This window comes from Rhizobium sp. 01L419, from assembly GCF_056400025.1.
This window is the reverse complement of sequence record NZ_JBFTSM010000010.1, coordinates 24,982-39,768: the sequence shown is the minus strand read 5'-3', so window position 1 is coordinate 39,768 and position 14,787 is coordinate 24,982. Positions and strand designations below refer to the sequence as shown.

The 14,787-nt window shown below is 61.0% G+C and carries 14 protein-coding genes; 6 read left to right on the top strand and 8 right to left on the bottom strand.

Annotated features, from left to right (window positions below; all coding sequences use genetic code 11):
• Positions 1 to 9 precede the first annotated feature (9 nt).
• The 6 genes from AC1DUP_RS20040 (at position 10) to glpK (ending at position 6,540) form a co-directional block, all read left to right on the top strand.
• Positions 10 to 1,080 carry an ABC transporter ATP-binding protein gene (locus tag AC1DUP_RS20040; RefSeq protein WP_113298014.1) on the top strand — a complete coding sequence of 357 codons (1,071 nt, stop codon included), beginning with the start codon at positions 10 to 12 and terminating at the stop codon, positions 1,078 to 1,080.
• Between the two features lie 5 nt (positions 1,081 to 1,085).
• Positions 1,086 to 1,952 carry a carbohydrate ABC transporter permease gene (locus AC1DUP_RS20035; RefSeq protein ID WP_113298013.1) on the top strand — a complete coding sequence of 289 codons (867 nt, stop codon included), beginning with the start codon at positions 1,086 to 1,088 and terminating at the stop codon, positions 1,950 to 1,952.
• Positions 1,953 to 1,966: 14 nt separating this feature from the next.
• Positions 1,967 to 2,788, top strand: coding sequence for a carbohydrate ABC transporter permease (locus AC1DUP_RS20030; protein ID WP_113309728.1), 822 nt, complete (start codon positions 1,967 to 1,969; stop codon positions 2,786 to 2,788).
• A gap of 12 nt (positions 2,789 to 2,800) precedes the next feature.
• Positions 2,801 to 3,082 (top strand): DUF2160 family membrane protein, encoded by a 282-nt coding sequence (locus AC1DUP_RS20025; RefSeq protein ID WP_113298011.1) that lies wholly within the window; start codon positions 2,801 to 2,803, stop codon positions 3,080 to 3,082.
• Positions 3,083 to 3,161: 79 nt separating this feature from the next.
• The gene (locus AC1DUP_RS20020; protein ID WP_113298010.1) at positions 3,162 to 4,892 is read left to right on the top strand and encodes an ABC transporter substrate-binding protein; all 1,731 of its coding nucleotides are present in this window, start codon (positions 3,162 to 3,164) and stop codon (positions 4,890 to 4,892) included.
• Between the two features lie 151 nt (positions 4,893 to 5,043).
• Positions 5,044 to 6,540, top strand: coding sequence for a glycerol kinase GlpK (gene glpK, locus AC1DUP_RS20015; RefSeq protein ID WP_113309727.1), 1,497 nt, complete (start codon positions 5,044 to 5,046; stop codon positions 6,538 to 6,540).
• A 142-nt stretch (positions 6,541 to 6,682) separates the two neighbouring features.
• Here glpK and AC1DUP_RS20010 read toward each other — a convergent pair whose 3' ends face one another.
• The 8 genes from AC1DUP_RS20010 to AC1DUP_RS19975 all read right to left on the bottom strand — a co-directional run bounded on the left by AC1DUP_RS20010 (position 6,683) and on the right by AC1DUP_RS19975 (position 14,662).
• The gene (locus tag AC1DUP_RS20010; RefSeq protein WP_113309726.1) at positions 6,683 to 7,753 is read right to left on the bottom strand and encodes a sn-glycerol-3-phosphate ABC transporter ATP-binding protein UgpC; all 1,071 of its coding nucleotides are present in this window, start codon (positions 7,751 to 7,753) and stop codon (positions 6,683 to 6,685) included.
• A gap of 18 nt (positions 7,754 to 7,771) precedes the next feature.
• Positions 7,772 to 9,292, bottom strand: a complete 1,521-nt coding sequence (locus tag AC1DUP_RS20005) for a DUF5060 domain-containing protein (protein WP_113309725.1) — start codon at positions 9,290 to 9,292, stop codon at positions 7,772 to 7,774.
• A gap of 32 nt (positions 9,293 to 9,324) precedes the next feature.
• A complete protein-coding gene (locus tag AC1DUP_RS20000) occupies positions 9,325 to 10,167 on the bottom strand; it encodes a carbohydrate ABC transporter permease (protein ID WP_113298026.1) in 843 nt (280 codons plus the stop codon).
• A gap of 38 nt (positions 10,168 to 10,205) precedes the next feature.
• Positions 10,206 to 11,105: a carbohydrate ABC transporter permease gene (locus AC1DUP_RS19995; protein ID WP_113309724.1), complete on the bottom strand. Its 900-nt coding sequence runs from the start codon at positions 11,103 to 11,105 to the stop codon at positions 10,206 to 10,208.
• A gap of 94 nt (positions 11,106 to 11,199) precedes the next feature.
• Positions 11,200 to 12,453 carry an extracellular solute-binding protein gene (locus AC1DUP_RS19990; protein ID WP_113309723.1) on the bottom strand — a complete coding sequence of 418 codons (1,254 nt, stop codon included), beginning with the start codon at positions 12,451 to 12,453 and terminating at the stop codon, positions 11,200 to 11,202.
• A 417-nt stretch (positions 12,454 to 12,870) separates the two neighbouring features.
• Entirely contained in the window at positions 12,871 to 14,001 is a 1,131-nt protein-coding gene (locus AC1DUP_RS19985; protein ID WP_115038848.1) for a site-specific integrase, read from the bottom strand.
• A gap of 2 nt (positions 14,002 to 14,003) precedes the next feature.
• Positions 14,004 to 14,408: a type II toxin-antitoxin system VapC family toxin gene (locus AC1DUP_RS19980; RefSeq protein ID WP_113309721.1), complete on the bottom strand. Its 405-nt coding sequence runs from the start codon at positions 14,406 to 14,408 to the stop codon at positions 14,004 to 14,006.
• Positions 14,405 to 14,662 (bottom strand): type II toxin-antitoxin system VapB family antitoxin, encoded by a 258-nt coding sequence (locus AC1DUP_RS19975; RefSeq protein WP_113309720.1) that lies wholly within the window; start codon positions 14,660 to 14,662, stop codon positions 14,405 to 14,407. Before AC1DUP_RS19975 ends, AC1DUP_RS19980 begins: the two co-directional genes overlap by 4 nt.
• Positions 14,663 to 14,787: the final 125 nt, after the last annotated feature.

The following is a 14,787-nucleotide window of genomic DNA, read 5'->3' as shown; positions in this document are numbered from 1 at the left end:
GAGAGCACAATGGCACGCATCACGCTCGACCATATCCGCCACGCTTACGGCGCCAATCCGAAGAGCGACAAGGATTATTCGCTGAAGGAAGTCGACCACGAGTGGAACGATGGCGGCGCCTATGCGCTTCTCGGCCCCTCCGGCTGCGGCAAGACCACGCTGCTCAATATCATCTCCGGCCTCCTGCAGCCGTCGCATGGCCGCATCCTGTTCGACGGTAAGGATGTCACGGACCTTTCGACCCAGAGCCGCAATATCGCGCAGGTCTTCCAGTTTCCGGTCATCTACGACACGATGACGGTCTACGACAATCTAGCCTTTCCGCTGCGCAACCGTGGCGTCGCCGAAGCGGATGTCGACCGGCGCGTGCGCGACATTCTCGAGATGATCGACCTTGCCGGCTGGGCGAAGCGCAAGGCGCAGGGCCTGACCGCCGACCAGAAACAGAAGATCTCGCTCGGGCGCGGGCTCGTGCGCAACGACGTCAACGCCATCCTCTTCGACGAGCCGCTCACCGTCATCGACCCGCATATGAAATGGGTGCTGCGTTCGCAGCTGAAGCGGCTGCACAAGCAGTTCGGCTTCACTATGGTCTATGTCACCCATGATCAGACCGAGGCGCTGACCTTCGCCGAGAAGGTGGTGGTCATGTATGACGGTCAGATCGTCCAGATCGGCACGCCAGCCGAACTCTTCGAGCGGCCGAGCCACACCTTCGTCGGTTATTTCATCGGCTCGCCCGGCATGAACGTCATGCCGGCGCGGATCAATGGCAGCTCCGTCACGGTCGGAGACGAGACGCTGACGCTCGACTATGCGCCGAAGACCGAGGGCGCGACCAAGACCGAGCTCGGCATTCGCCCGGAATTCATCCGGCTCGGTCGGGAGGGTATGCCGGTATCGGTGAGCAAGGTCGAAGATATCGGCCGCCAGAAGATCGTTCGCGCCCGCTTCGCCGGCCAGCCGATCGCAATCGTCGTATCCGAGGATGCCGAAATCCCGGCAGAGGCCCGCGTCAGCTTCGATCCGTCAGCCATCAGCATTTACGCCGACAGCTGGCGCGTCGGCAGGGAGGCCTGATACCCATGCAGAAGACGTGGAACAACAAAGCTTGGTTTCTGGTCCTGCCGGTGCTGCTGCTCGTGGCGTTTTCGGCCGTCATCCCGCTGATGACTGTCGTCAACTATTCGGTGCAGGATACGTTCGGCAATAACGAGTTCTTCTGGGCCGGTACCGACTGGTTCGTCCAGACCCTGCATTCCGCCCGTTTCTGGGACGCACTGCAACGCAACCTGCTCTTCTCCTTCATCATCCTGGCGCTGCAGATTCCGCTTGGTATCTTCATTGCGCTCAACATGCCGAAATCGGGACCGGGCGTTCCCGTCTGCCTCGTCTTGATGGCGCTGCCGCTGCTCATTCCGTGGAACGTCGTCGGCACGATCTGGCAGGTTTTCGGCCGTGTCGATATCGGCCTGCTCGGCCATACGCTAGAAGCGATCGGCCTCGACTACAATTATGTACGCGATCCGGTCGATGCCTGGGTAACCGTCATCATCATGGACGTCTGGCACTGGACGAGCCTCGTCGTGCTGCTGTGCTATGCCGGCCTCGTTTCGATCCCGGATGCCTATTATCAGGCGGCCAAGATCGATGGCGCCTCGCGCTGGTCCGTCTTCCGCTACATCCAGCTGCCGAAGATGAAGCGCGTGCTTTTGATCGCCGTGCTGTTGCGCTTCATGGACAGTTTCATGATCTATACCGAACCCTTCGTCGTCACCGGCGGCGGCCCTGGCAACTCGACGACCTTCCTCTCCATCGATCTGGTGAAGATGGCGGTCGGCCAGTTCGATCTCGGCCCGGCGGCGGCAATGTCGATCATCTACTTCCTCATCATCCTGCTGCTCTCCTGGGTGTTCTACACCGTGATGACCAGCGGCGACGCGAACGGCTAAGGGGGAGGTAAGACATGACCAGCAAATACAAACCTGCAGGCAGCCTTTCCTGGCTCGTTCCGACAATCTACATCCTCTTCCTGATCCTGCCGATCTACTGGCTCGTCAATATGAGCTTCAAGGAGAATGCCGAGATTACCGGCGCCTTCTCGCTGTGGCCGACGAACCCGACGCTGCGCAACTATGCGGTCATCTTCACCGATCCGTCCTGGTACAACGGCTATATCAACTCGATCATCTATGTGGTGATGAACACGGTGATCTCGGTGGCCGCAGCACTTCCGGCCGCCTACGCCTTCTCGCGCTACCGCTTCCTCGGCGACAAGCACCTGTTCTTCTGGCTGTTGACCAACCGCATGGCGCCGCCGGCGGTCTTCGCGCTGCCATTCTTCCAGCTCTATTCGGCCTTCGGCCTGATCGACACGCATATTGCCGTCGCACTCGCCCACTGCCTGTTCAACGTGCCGCTGGCGGTCTGGATCCTCGAGGGTTTCATGTCCGGCGTGCCGAAGGAGATCGACGAGACGGCCTATATCGACGGCTATTCCTTCCCGCGCTTCTTCGTGAAGATCTTCATTCCGCTGATTGCGAGCGGTGTCGGCGTAGCAGGCTTCTTCTGCTTCATGTTTTCGTGGGTCGAACTCTTGCTTGCCCGCACGCTGACGACGACGGCCGCAAAGCCGATCTCGGCGATCATGACACGCACGGTCTCGGCTTCTGGCATGGACTGGGGGGTGCTGGCGGCAGCCGGCGTGCTGACCATCATTCCCGGCGCGCTCGTCATCTATTTCGTTCGAAATTACATCGCCAAGGGCTTTGCCCTAGGTCGCGTCTGAGGAGGACCGGACATGAGCTTTTCCTGGATGGCCTGGACGCTGCCGACGGCGCTCTTCTTCCTGACGATCCTGCTGCTGCTGATCGGCATGAGCGTCTGGGAATATTTCTCGCCGGGCGGTTCGCCCCGCGTCGGCCTGCTGCGCTTCGAGACGACGCGCGGCGACCGGCTGTTCATTTCGCTGCTTGGCGCAGCATTCATTCATCTTGCATGGCTGGGTCTGGGAGGACCCAACCTGTGGTGGGCTCTTGGCATCTCCGTGATCTACGCGATCGGCGTGTTCCGTTACGTGTGATGCCAGGGTGATACAGATGGCCGGGGGTACTGGCCGCCTGAGACGTGAGACCTGCAATCGCAAACCCCGGGAGGATATTATGCGAAAGCACTTACTGACGACGACAGCAGGCTTGCTGCTGGCAATGACCGCGTCGGCTTATGCCGGCATGGACGAGGCCAAGACATTCCTCGACAAGGAAGTCGGCGATCTATCGACGCTTTCGCGCGCCGACCAGGAAAAGGAAATGCAGTGGTTCGTCGATGCCGGCAAACCCTTCGCCGGCCTGGACATCAAGGTTGTTTCCGAAACGCTGACGACGCATGAATATGAATCGAAGGTGCTGGCGCCTGCCTTCACCGCAATCACCGGCATCAAGATCACCCATGACCTCATCGGTGAAGGCGACGTCGTCGAAAAGCTGCAGACGCAGATGCAGTCCGGCGAAAATATCTATGATGCCTATGTCAACGACTCGGACCTGATCGGCACCCATTGGCGCTACCAGCAGGCCCGCAGCCTGACCGACTGGATGGCCAACGAAGGCAAGGATGTCACCAATCCGGGCCTCGACATCGACGACTTCATCGGCACCAAGTTCACGACCGCGCCGGACAAGAAGCTCTATCAGCTTCCCGACCAGCAGTTCGCGAACCTCTACTGGTTCCGCTACGATTGGTTCAACGACGAGAAGAACAAGGCCGACTTCAAGGCGAAATACGGCTACGACCTCGGCGTGCCCGTCAACTGGTCGGCCTATGAGGACATTGCTGAATTCTTTACCGGCCGTGACGTAAACGGCAAGAAGGTCTTCGGCCATATGGACTATGGCAAGAAGGACCCGTCGCTCGGCTGGCGCTTCACCGATGCCTGGCTATCCATGGCCGGCAATGGCGACAAGGGTCTGCCGAACGGGCTTCCGGTCGATGAATGGGGCATCAAGGTCGACGAGAATTCGCGTCCGGTCGGCTCGTGCGTCGCACGCGGCGGCGACACCAACGGCCCTGCCTCCGTCTATTCGATCGAGAAGTATCTCGATTGGATCAAGGCCTACGCTCCGCCGGAAGCCGGCGGCATGACCTTCTCCGAATCCGGTCCGGTGCCGGCGCAGGGTGCGGTTGCCCAGCAGATCTTCTGGTACACGGCCTTTACCGCTGACATGGTCAAGCCCGGCCTGCCGGTCATGAATGAGGACGGCACACCGAAATGGCGCATGGCTCCGAGCCCGCACGGCGTCTACTGGAAGGACGGCATGAAGCTCGGCTATCAGGACGTCGGATCCTGGACGCTGATGAAATCGACGCCTGACGACCGCGCCAAGGCCGCATGGCTCTATGCGCAGTTCGTCACCTCGAAGACCATAGACGTGAAAAAGAGCCACGTCGGGCTGACCTTCATCCGCGAATCCACCATCCGCGACAAGAGCTTCACGGAGCGCGCTCCCAAGCTCGGCGGCCTGATCGAGTTCTACCGCTCGCCCGCCCGCGTGCAATGGTCGCCGACCGGAACCAACGTTCCTGACTATCCGAAGCTCGCGCAGCTGTGGTGGCAGGCAATTGGTGATGCCGCTTCCGGCGCAAAGACGGCACAGGAAGCCATGGACTCGCTGTGCGGCGAACAGGAAAAGGTGCTGCAGCGCCTGGAACGCGCCAAGGTGCAGGGCGATATCGGCCCGAAACTCGCCGAGGAGCATGATCTCGCCTATTGGAACGCAGACGCGGTGAAGAAGGGCAACCTTGCGCCGCAGCTGAAGATCGAGAACGAGAAGGAAAAGCCTGTCACCATCAACTATGACGACCTCGTCAAGAGCTGGGCCGACGCCAAGAAGTAGGCGTCGGATTGGCCGGGCGCTCTGAGCGTCCGGCAACCGTCAGGCCTTCCCGGCGACAGTGCCGGGAAGGTCGACAGCGCTTCCAAACATAAAACGAGCACAGGGCCGTCGTTTCGACGGAGCGATGGCTGCTGCGCAGGAAAGACATGTCATGAACGGCCATATCCTTGCCATCGACCAGGGCACGACATCGTCGCGGGCAATCCTTTTCGACCCTCAGATGCGGATCGCATCATCGGCCCAGACGGAGATTACCCAGCATTTCCCGCAGACCGGCTGGGTGGAGCACGATGCGGGCGAAATCTGGGACACGGTGCTTGCGACGGCGCGCGATGCGGTAGCAAAGAGCGGCATAGCGCCGGGCGCGATTGCCGCCATCGGCATCACCAACCAGCGGGAAACGACCGTCGTTTGGGAAAAAGCCACCGGCCGGCCGCTCCACAGGGCGATCGTCTGGCAGGACCGGCGCACGACGGAAATGTGCGACCGGCTGAAGGTCGATGGCTATGAAAAGCTCTTTACTGCCAAGACCGGCCTGCTTCTCGACCCCTATTTTTCCGGCACGAAGCTGCGCTGGCTGCTCGACAACGTTGAGGGACTGCGTGTCCGCGCCGAAGCTGGAGAGGTCTGTTTCGGTACCATCGACAGCTGGATCATCTACAAGCTGACCGGCGGGCGGACGCATGCCACCGATGCGACCAATGCCTCGCGCACCCTGCTCTACAACATTGCCGAGAACCGCTGGGACGACGAGCTTCTCGAGATCCTGCGCATCCCGCGCGCGCTGCTGCCCGAGGTCAAGGACAGTGCCGACGATTTCGGCATGGTCGATCCTGACATCTTCGGCACGGGGATCCCGATCCTCGGGGTCGCGGGCGACCAGCAGGCGGCGACGATCGGCAATGCCTGTTTCGAACCGGGCATGGTGAAATCGACCTACGGCACCGGCTGTTTTGCACTCCTGAATACCGGTGACGACCGCGTGCACTCGAAGAACCGGCTGCTCACCACCATCGCCTACCGTCTGAACGGCAAGACGACCTACGCGCTGGAGGGATCGATCTTCATTGCGGGCGCTGCCGTGCAGTGGCTGCGTGACGGTCTCGGCATTATCGGGAAGGCATCGGAAACCGGTGCTCTGGCTGACAGGGCCGATCCGCAGCAAAGGGTCTATGTCGTGCCGGCCTTCACCGGGCTCGGCGCTCCCTATTGGGATCCGGAAGCGCGGGGAGCGATCTTCGGCCTGACGCGCAATAGCGGCCCGGCCGAGCTCGCGCGCGCTGTCTTGGAGTCGGTCGCCTACCAGACGCTCGATCTTCTGGTGGCGATGCGCAGCGATTGGGGCGACCACCCGATCGAAACCGTCCTGCGCGTCGATGGCGGCATGTCGGCCTCCGAATGGACCATGCAGCATCTCGCCAATATTCTCTCAAGTCCTGTCGACAGGGCCGCGACGCTGGAGACGACGGCGCTTGGCGCTGCCTGGCTTGCCGGATCCAGGGCCGCAGTCTGGCCGGATCGCGATGACTTCGCGCAGGCCTGGGCGAGCGACCGCACCTTTGAGCCGGATATGACTGATATGGACAGGCAGGCTCGGATCGTCGGCTGGCGCAATGCGATTGCACGAACACTCAGCACGGTGACCTGACCTGGGGCGGACCAACACCGTGGAAGAGCCGGGCGGTGTCAGGCCGCCCGGCTCATTTGTATCTGAGGGTGCTGATCTCAGCGCAATTCCAGCAAAGGAGCGCAGCTGTTCTGTGTCCGGAATGGCGGGAACACAACGAGCTTTAAGCGTCGAGCCTGTTCTGCGTCTGCCGGTCGAAGAAGTGTACCTTGGGGGTCGCAAACGACAGCTTGACGCGCTGCTCCGGAGCAAGGTTTACGCGTTCGCGCACGACCCAGGTCAGCTCCTTGCCCTCCACCTCGACGGCGACATGGGTTTCCGAGCCGGTCGGCTCGATAACCTTCACCACCGCCTCGACGCCCTCATCGCCACCGAGCGAAATATCCTCGGGACGGATGCCGAGCGTGAGTGGCTTGCCCGCGGAATTGGCCGGCGCCTGCGAGAGTTTGACCCGCGCGCCGCCGGGAAGAGCGAGACTAGGCCCGCCGGAATCCTCAAGCGTGCCCTCGAGGAAATTCATTGCCGGCGAACCGAGGAAACCGGCGACGAAGATGTTGCGCGGCCGGTCATAGAGTTCGAGCGGGCTGCCGATCTGTTCGACGTGGCCGCCCTGCAGCACGACGATCTTGTCGGCCATGGTCATGGCTTCGATCTGGTCATGCGTGACATAAACGATCGTCGTCTTCAGGCGCTGATGCAGTGCTTTGATCTCGGCCCGCATCTTGACGCGGAGCTTCGCGTCGAGGTTCGACAGCGGCTCGTCGAAGAGAAACACCTTGGGATCGCGGACGATGGCGCGGCCCATGGCCACGCGCTGGCGCTGGCCGCCCGAAAGCTGCGCCGGCTTGCGCTCCAAAAGCGGCTGCAGGCCGAGGATCGCCGCAGCCTCCGCCACTTTTTTGTCGATCTCCGGCCGCTTGGCGCCGGCAAGCTCCAAAGCAAATCCCATGTTCTGGGCGACCGTCATCTGCGGATAGAGGGCGTAGTTCTGAAAGACCATGGCGATATCGCGGTCCTTCGGCTGCAGATTGTTGACGACGCGCCCGTCGATGCTGATCTTGCCGGCGCTGATCTCCTCCAGGCCGGCAATCATGCGCAAGAGCGTTGACTTGCCGCAGCCGGACGGGCCGACGAGGATGACGAACTCGCCGTCGGCAATCTCCACGTCGATGCCGTGGATGATGTCGACCGAACCGAAGGATTTCTTGACTTTGTTGATACTCAACCCAGACATGGAGCTTCTCCCTGATCCCTAGCGCTTCCTGCGCACGCGCAGCGCCTGATGCGGCTTGCGCGGGAGCTTGACGCCGAAGGCTGCATCCGGCTTGCCGCCGCGCACGATCGCGCCATGACGGGTGGGATGCGGCACGGGGGCCTCAACCTTTTCGGCTGGCGTGATCGTCATCTCCCAGGTGTCGATGATATCGACGTCGTAATCGGTGCCGTCGAGCGGCAGGCCCGATGACCAGATGACGGGTTGATGCTCGCCGAGATAGATCAACCGGAAGTCGCCGTCGCCATCGCGCGCGCCCGAGACCCGTGACCAGGGCCATTCGCCGATGATGCCGAGCGGTTCCAGCCCGTGCTTGACGTCGGCCTCGAGCAGGTCCCGCAGGAAGCCGATGCGCTTCCAGGCCTCGCCGCGCAGCTCGCCGCCCTTGGCCCACCAGATCAGGTCCTCGGGATGCGAATAGGTCTCGCCATGGCCAGCATAACCGCCGCGCGCCATGGTGATCCAGTAGCGGTGGACCAGCTCGTGGGCGGAGAGATTGCCCCAGGACTGCAGGATATCGCCTTCATATTCCGGCTCGTCGTTGACGACGGGTTTGCCATAGGCATTGCGCCATTCCTGCGTGCGCTTGACGTCGGGGTTCTGGATGCAGGTATGCGTTACCCACGGCTTACGATGGTCGAAATTGGCCGTCACGTCGCCATTATGGATCGATCGAAGGTGCTGGTAAGGGTCGTTTTCCTCCAGGATGTGGAAGTAGCGGTCCCACTGTTCCATGGGCTTGGTGTCGATGAGGAAGTCGTATTCGTTGGCAAGCGACCACCAGACGTTCCGGTAGGCGGAAAGCCGCGCTGCCAGATAGGCGACATAGCGGAAATCACGCTCCGCCGACATGTCGGCGTAACCCCAGCGGTCATAGGGATGGAAGATGATGATGTCGGCCTCGATGCCGAGCGCGCACAGGGCTGCCACTTGCCGGTCGAAATGCTGAAAGAAGGCCGGATTCGGCCGGTCGAAGTCCTCCTTGCCGTCAGCGCTTTTTTCGAAGCCGGCATGCAGCGGTTCGTTGACATTGTAAGGATAGTCCTTCGGAAAAATGCCCATGCGGATCTTGTTGAAACGCGTCTTCTTCAGCGTCTCCAACGTCTGCTGCTGCATCTCCCGCGGCTGGTGCGTCCAGGCATAACAGGTTGTGCCGAAGGAGAAGAACGGCGTGCCGTCTGCATAGCCGAAATGGAACTTGTTGCGCACCCGCACGGGGCCGTGATTGCCGGCCGATGGCGCACTTGCCGTAAACGAACCCGTCTTGCCGTCGAGTGCACCCGTCTTCGACCGTGTCTTGAAGGACCATTCGCCCTCGGTATCGGGCATGAAGCGGATTCGGTAGGTGCCGTTGCCGTCATAAAATCCCGGCACACGGACTTCCCGACTCTTCTGCGTGAACACGGCATCGAATGCCACGTCGAGATAGGGATTGCCCTCGGACGGGCCCGCGAAGGCCGCTTCGAACACGCCCCATTTTTCGACTGCTGCATCAGACATTTATTCTCTCCTCGTAGAAATCGATTTCGCTATCAGCCCTTGACGGCCCCGGAGGTCAGTCCGGACACGAAGTAGCGCTGGAACATGAGATAGACGATCGTCGCAGGCAGGACGGTCATGACGATCGCGGCGTTGAGCTGGCCGTAATTGCTGGAAAACTGCCCCTGGAATGACATGAGGCCGAGCGGCAGGGTCCACATGTGCTGGTCCTGCAAAAGGACGAGCGCCATGGCGAATTCGTTCCATGTGGAGACGAAGTCGAGGATCAGCAAGGCAGCGAGAACCGGCAGGCAGACGGGCAGGAAAATCCGCCGGAAGATGGTGAAATGCGTCGCACCGTCGATGAGGGCTGCCTCCGACAGCTCCTTTGGAATGCTCTTGAAGAAACCGTGTAGGATGAAGACCTGATAGGGAACGCCGAAGGCGATATAGGGCAGGATGACGCCCGCATAGGTGTCGATGAGCCCGAACGAATTCACCAGCGTGAAGAGTGGTGCGAGCATCACCTGGAAGGGGATCATCGTGCCGAAGACCACCACCAGCAGGAGCGCCTTGCTGATCCTCAACTTGATCTTGGCAAGAGCGTAGGCAGCCATCGCCGACAGCGCCAGGCCGAGCGGCACCTTGATGACGGTGATGATGACGCTGTTGAAGAAGGAGCTGGCAAAATTGCCGCGGCTCCAAGCGTCGGCGTAGTTTTGAAAGGCTAGGTCGGTCGGCGGCATGAAGGCGCCGGTGCTGGTGACGGCCGCCGGTGTCTTCAACGAGGTGAACACGATGAAGATGAAGGGTGCGACCCAGACCAGCGCGACAAGGACAAGCGCGATCCACAACCCGATCAGCACCGGATCGCGCTTCAGCCGGATCGGCTTCATATCGATGTCGATATCGTCGACGTCGGCTCCGAGAACTGTCACGCGTCGACCTCCTCGTGCTTTTGTGTCCAGCGTAGATAGGGGATGACGATCGCCATGGTGATCAAAAGCAGCACCACCGAGATCGCCGCACCGCGGCCGAAATCGAAGATCTGCATCGCCTGGGTGAAGGCCCAGAGTGCCAGCATCTGCGTCGACTGGGCAGGACCGCCGCCGGTCAGGCCATATACGATGTCGAAGGCCTTCAGCGACGAGATGATGGAGAGGACGAGCACGATCGTAATGGTGGGTCGCAGCGCGGGCAGGGTGACATGCTTGAATACGGCCCAGCGGCCGGCGCCATCGATGCGGGCGGCTTCGACCAGCGTCTGCGAGACGTTCTGAAGCCCTGCGAGGAACAGCACCATCGAGAAACCGACGGTCTGCCACAGATAGGCGATGAAGACGGAATAGAGCGCAATATCCTTGTTGCCGAGCCAGTCCTTGATCGAGGTCTGCATCCCCCATGAGGTCAGCATCTGGCTGAACAGACCGAAGAAGGGATCGTACATCCACTTCCACATGGTGGCGACGGCGATCGGCGCGATGATGACGGGCAGGTAGAAAATGGCGCGCAGGCTGTTGCGGCCAAAAATCTTCTGGTTGAGGCTGAGCGCGAGCAGCAGCCCGACCAGCGGCGGGAAAACCAGGCTCATCAGCGTCCAGATCACGGTATTCTTGAAGGCGACCCAGAAGACCGGATCGCGCGTGAAGATCGCCGCGTAATTCGCGAGGCCGACGAAGGGCCGTTGCGGATCGAGCCCGTTCCACTTCTGGAAGCTGATGATAACCACGTTCAGCATCGGGTAGAGCGCGAAGATCGCGTAGATGGCCAGAGCCGGCACGAGCAGGATGAAGGCCTGCACGCGTGGATCATGCGTTGTTTGGCGCAAGGACATTGTCACCTCCGGGGCAGGGCATCGCCCTGCCGGTCTTGCGTATGCGGCGCCAGCCGACCGACATTGTGTCGGCCAGCCGGCGTCTCGGGAGGGGTCAGGTTCTGCCGGCGATGAAGGCCTGCATCTGCTTTGCAGCGTCTGCCGGCTCGATGCTGCCGGAGGCAACATCGTTGATGACGCGGAAATATTCCGTCGTCACGTCAAGCGGGAAGGCCTGGTCGCCGTTCATGTAGATCTTGCTGTAGGTCTTGAAGATATCCAGCCACTCGGCCTCCAGAGGCTTCTGGTTGCTGTACTGGACATTCTTGTTGACCGAGATCGAGCTGATCTGGCCGACGAGATCCTGCTGCACCTTCGTCGACAAGAAATAGTCGACGAACTTCGCAGCCATATCCGGGCTCTTGGTCTTGGTGCTGATGTAATTATACTCGGCAAAACCGTAGAGGCGGTTGGTGTTGGTCGGGAAGGGGAAGATCCCGTAATCATCGAGGTTGACGCCGCTGCCGGAGAGCTGACCGACCAGCCAGTCGCCTTCCAGCATCATCGCCGCACGGCCGGCGGTAAACAGGCTATAGGACTGCTTGTTGTCGATGCCCATGAAAGGCTGCAGCGTATAATCCTTCGTCCACTTGGCGAATTCGGCGAATGCGTCGGTGGCGCAGGGCTCCTTCGACCAGTCGAGCTTCATCAGCTTCAGCTGGTCGTGCTTTTCCGCACCGCACTTGGTTTCGAGGATCACATCCATCAGGCGCATGACGTGCCAGTTGACGGTGCCGCCGAAGGTGAAGCCCGGAATGCCGGCTGCCTTCAGCTTCTCGGCTGCGGCCAGAAGCTCGTCGTAGGTCTTCGGCTCTTCGGTAATGCCGGCCTGCTGGAAGAGCTTCTTGTTGTAATAGACGGCCTCACCCTTGAAGGTGAAAGGTGTGCCGTGCTTGCCGCCCGGATAGAGATCGGCGAAGGCTGCTGCTGCGGGAAGCAGCTCGTCGTTCCACTTATATTCGGTGTAATACTTGTCGAGCGGCAGCGACAGGCCGGCCTTCACATATTCGCCGCCGAGACCAAGGCCTGCCCAGCTGAAATAGATGTCCGGGCCGCGGTTGGAACCGGCAGCCACGCGCAGCGCCGTCTTGTGCTCGTCGACGGCGCGCTGGACGATCTCGATATGGGTTCCCGGATTTGCCGCTTCGAAGTCGCTCGCAACCTTCTTCAGCGCCACATTGGCGGCATTGTTGTCGAAGTTCAGTGTCCAGAGCGTGATGTCTTCAGCCTTGACGGGCGTTACGGCAACGGCCGCGACAGCGATAGCGGCCATGCATGAAGACTTCAATTTTGCAGAAAGCGTCAGCATTACGTCCTCCTCTTGTAAGCTGGCGCCTTTCTTGCCGGATGCTCATTGACATGTCAACTGGTATGATGAGCTAACCATAGCAGAGGGGCTCTCGTGATCGATGTCAGTTCCGTTGAGGCCCTGCGGGGGAAACGCGGCCGCGACCGGGAGGATTCGCTTGTTGCAATGGTTATTTCGGGTTGGAAAAACCTGGCGATTTCTAGCCTCGTGCGTTGCGCGGGACATCGATGCTCGTTGCGCTGAAGAATGAGGAGATTTGCCCATCGCCTCTGATGAAGCATTCTTGCCGCACTGAAAAGAAAGAATGTCGATCGGCTTGATTAAGCGGAATCAATTTCCTTGGAATGATACAGTTTATTACCTGCCAGGATCAGTGAAATCTTTCGGGTTGACCGGAATGCGGCCAACTCCGGGCCATCAGAGAAGCCGTGCGGCCCGGCCGCTCCTCCTTGCAGCATTGTTGTAATAGCTGGAGGCCTGCTGAACTGACCGGTGCCTCGATTGCTCCATCGCTTCGGGCAGTGGAACGCCTCGGTTGGCGGCCTCTGTGAGATAACCCGACCGCAGGCCATGCGCCGAAAAATCCCCAGCCTCGAGCCCGGCCATCTCCGCCCGCTGCTTGATGATCGCATTGACAGACTGTGGATCCAGCGCGCGGCGCGATACGGTCCCCCAGCGCCCGATCCCCCGAAACACGCTGCCCTTGTCGATCTTTGCCGCCGCCATCCAGGCGTTCAGCGCCTCCACCGGTCGACCGGTCAGGTGGACCACGACGTCCTGTTCTCCGGTCGTCGTTTTGGTGCGGCCGAGATGAATGGCCAGAGAGGGGAGGGGAGAGCCATCGGGCACGCCGATCGGCGGCTCGGCGGTCAATTGCTCGCACCGCAACCCGGCGATCTCGCTGCGCCGACGGCCGCCGGAGGCAAAAGCGACCATCAGGATCGCCCGGTCGCGCAGATCGCGCAGGCTGTCGGTTGCGCAGGTCGCCAACAGCTTGGCCAGCACGTCGCCGGTCACCGCCTTGGCACTCTTGCGGCGCCGGGTCTGTGGGACGGCGCGCACGGCCAGGCGAATGGCGGATTTGAGGGCAGGGGAGGCGAAGGCACCATCGAGGCTGCGCCATTTGGTCAGCGTCGACCAGTTCGCCAGCCGGCGGCGCACCGTGGCCGGCGCATGCGGACCGGTGGATTTGAGAAAACCTTGGCGCCGGAGGTTGTTGTCAACCTCTACAGGCATGCCGTGATCGGGATCGGCCGCGCGGCGCTCCGGGTCCCAGAGGTGATGGGCGACGAATTTCAGCAGTAAGGCTTCTGGTGCCGGGTAAGGCAAGGGCCGCCCAGTCGCCGCCAGCCCCCAGGCTTCGAGATAGGCGAGGTCCGAAGTCAGCGCCCGCAGCGTGTTGTCGCCCATGCCCTGGTTGACGAGATGCCGTAGGGTTTCGACATCCTGGTCGGTCAACAGCTCGGCGAGTTCGTCGCGGCGATCGACCGGTAGCACCGCTGCGATGGTATCAAGCTCTTTGGCGCGGCGTTCGACGGCGCTCGTCATTGTCACGCCGTCGCGGAAGCTGGATGCAGCTTCAGGTCTGTCTTACCGAAATCCTGACCCTTGAACAGGAGAGGGGCCCTGGCGATCGCGGCCACCGCATATGAAAAACAGTCGCCCATGTTGAGGCTGGCGGGATGCCGGCCTTTGCCGAATTGGTCAAAGGCCTTTTCCGCCGCCTGGTACTGAAGCTCGTCGAAGGCGATTGCCGTGACATTCGGCAAAGCGACAAGCTGGGCGACAATGGCCGCTGCGTTGCCAAAACCTTTACCGGTGAGCACCATCCGCGCTTCCAGCAGCGTCGGCCAGCCAATCACTGCGGCTTCCTGCCGGACCAGCGCACTGAACTGCTCGGCTTCGGGTTCTCGCAGAGCCATTGCCACGATAACCGACGTATCGATGGCGATCATTTCGGCAGACCGTGTTCGTCGTAGAGATCGTCATGAGCGGATGTCGTGCCAACCGGCACAGTGCGGCGACCTTCTGCCATCAGATCCAGCAGAACGTCCATCGGGGATTGTGCCTGCTGCTCGCGCAGTTCGCGATCGTAGTGCTCGAGCGCGATTTCAACGAGCTTGTTAATCGGCTGGCCAGTGCGGCGCGCCAACGCATGGGCCAGATCCCGGGCCTTGGTGCTCCGCACGGAGAGTTGCGGTTCGGACATTTTGGTTCCTCGTCGAATTCGTGCCGAACATAGCGCTCAGCGGCGGAGATGGCAAGAAACAGCCTTTAGATGGCTTACCATCGATAAGCGTTAGTTATCGATGGTTAAAAGCACAACCTCCGATC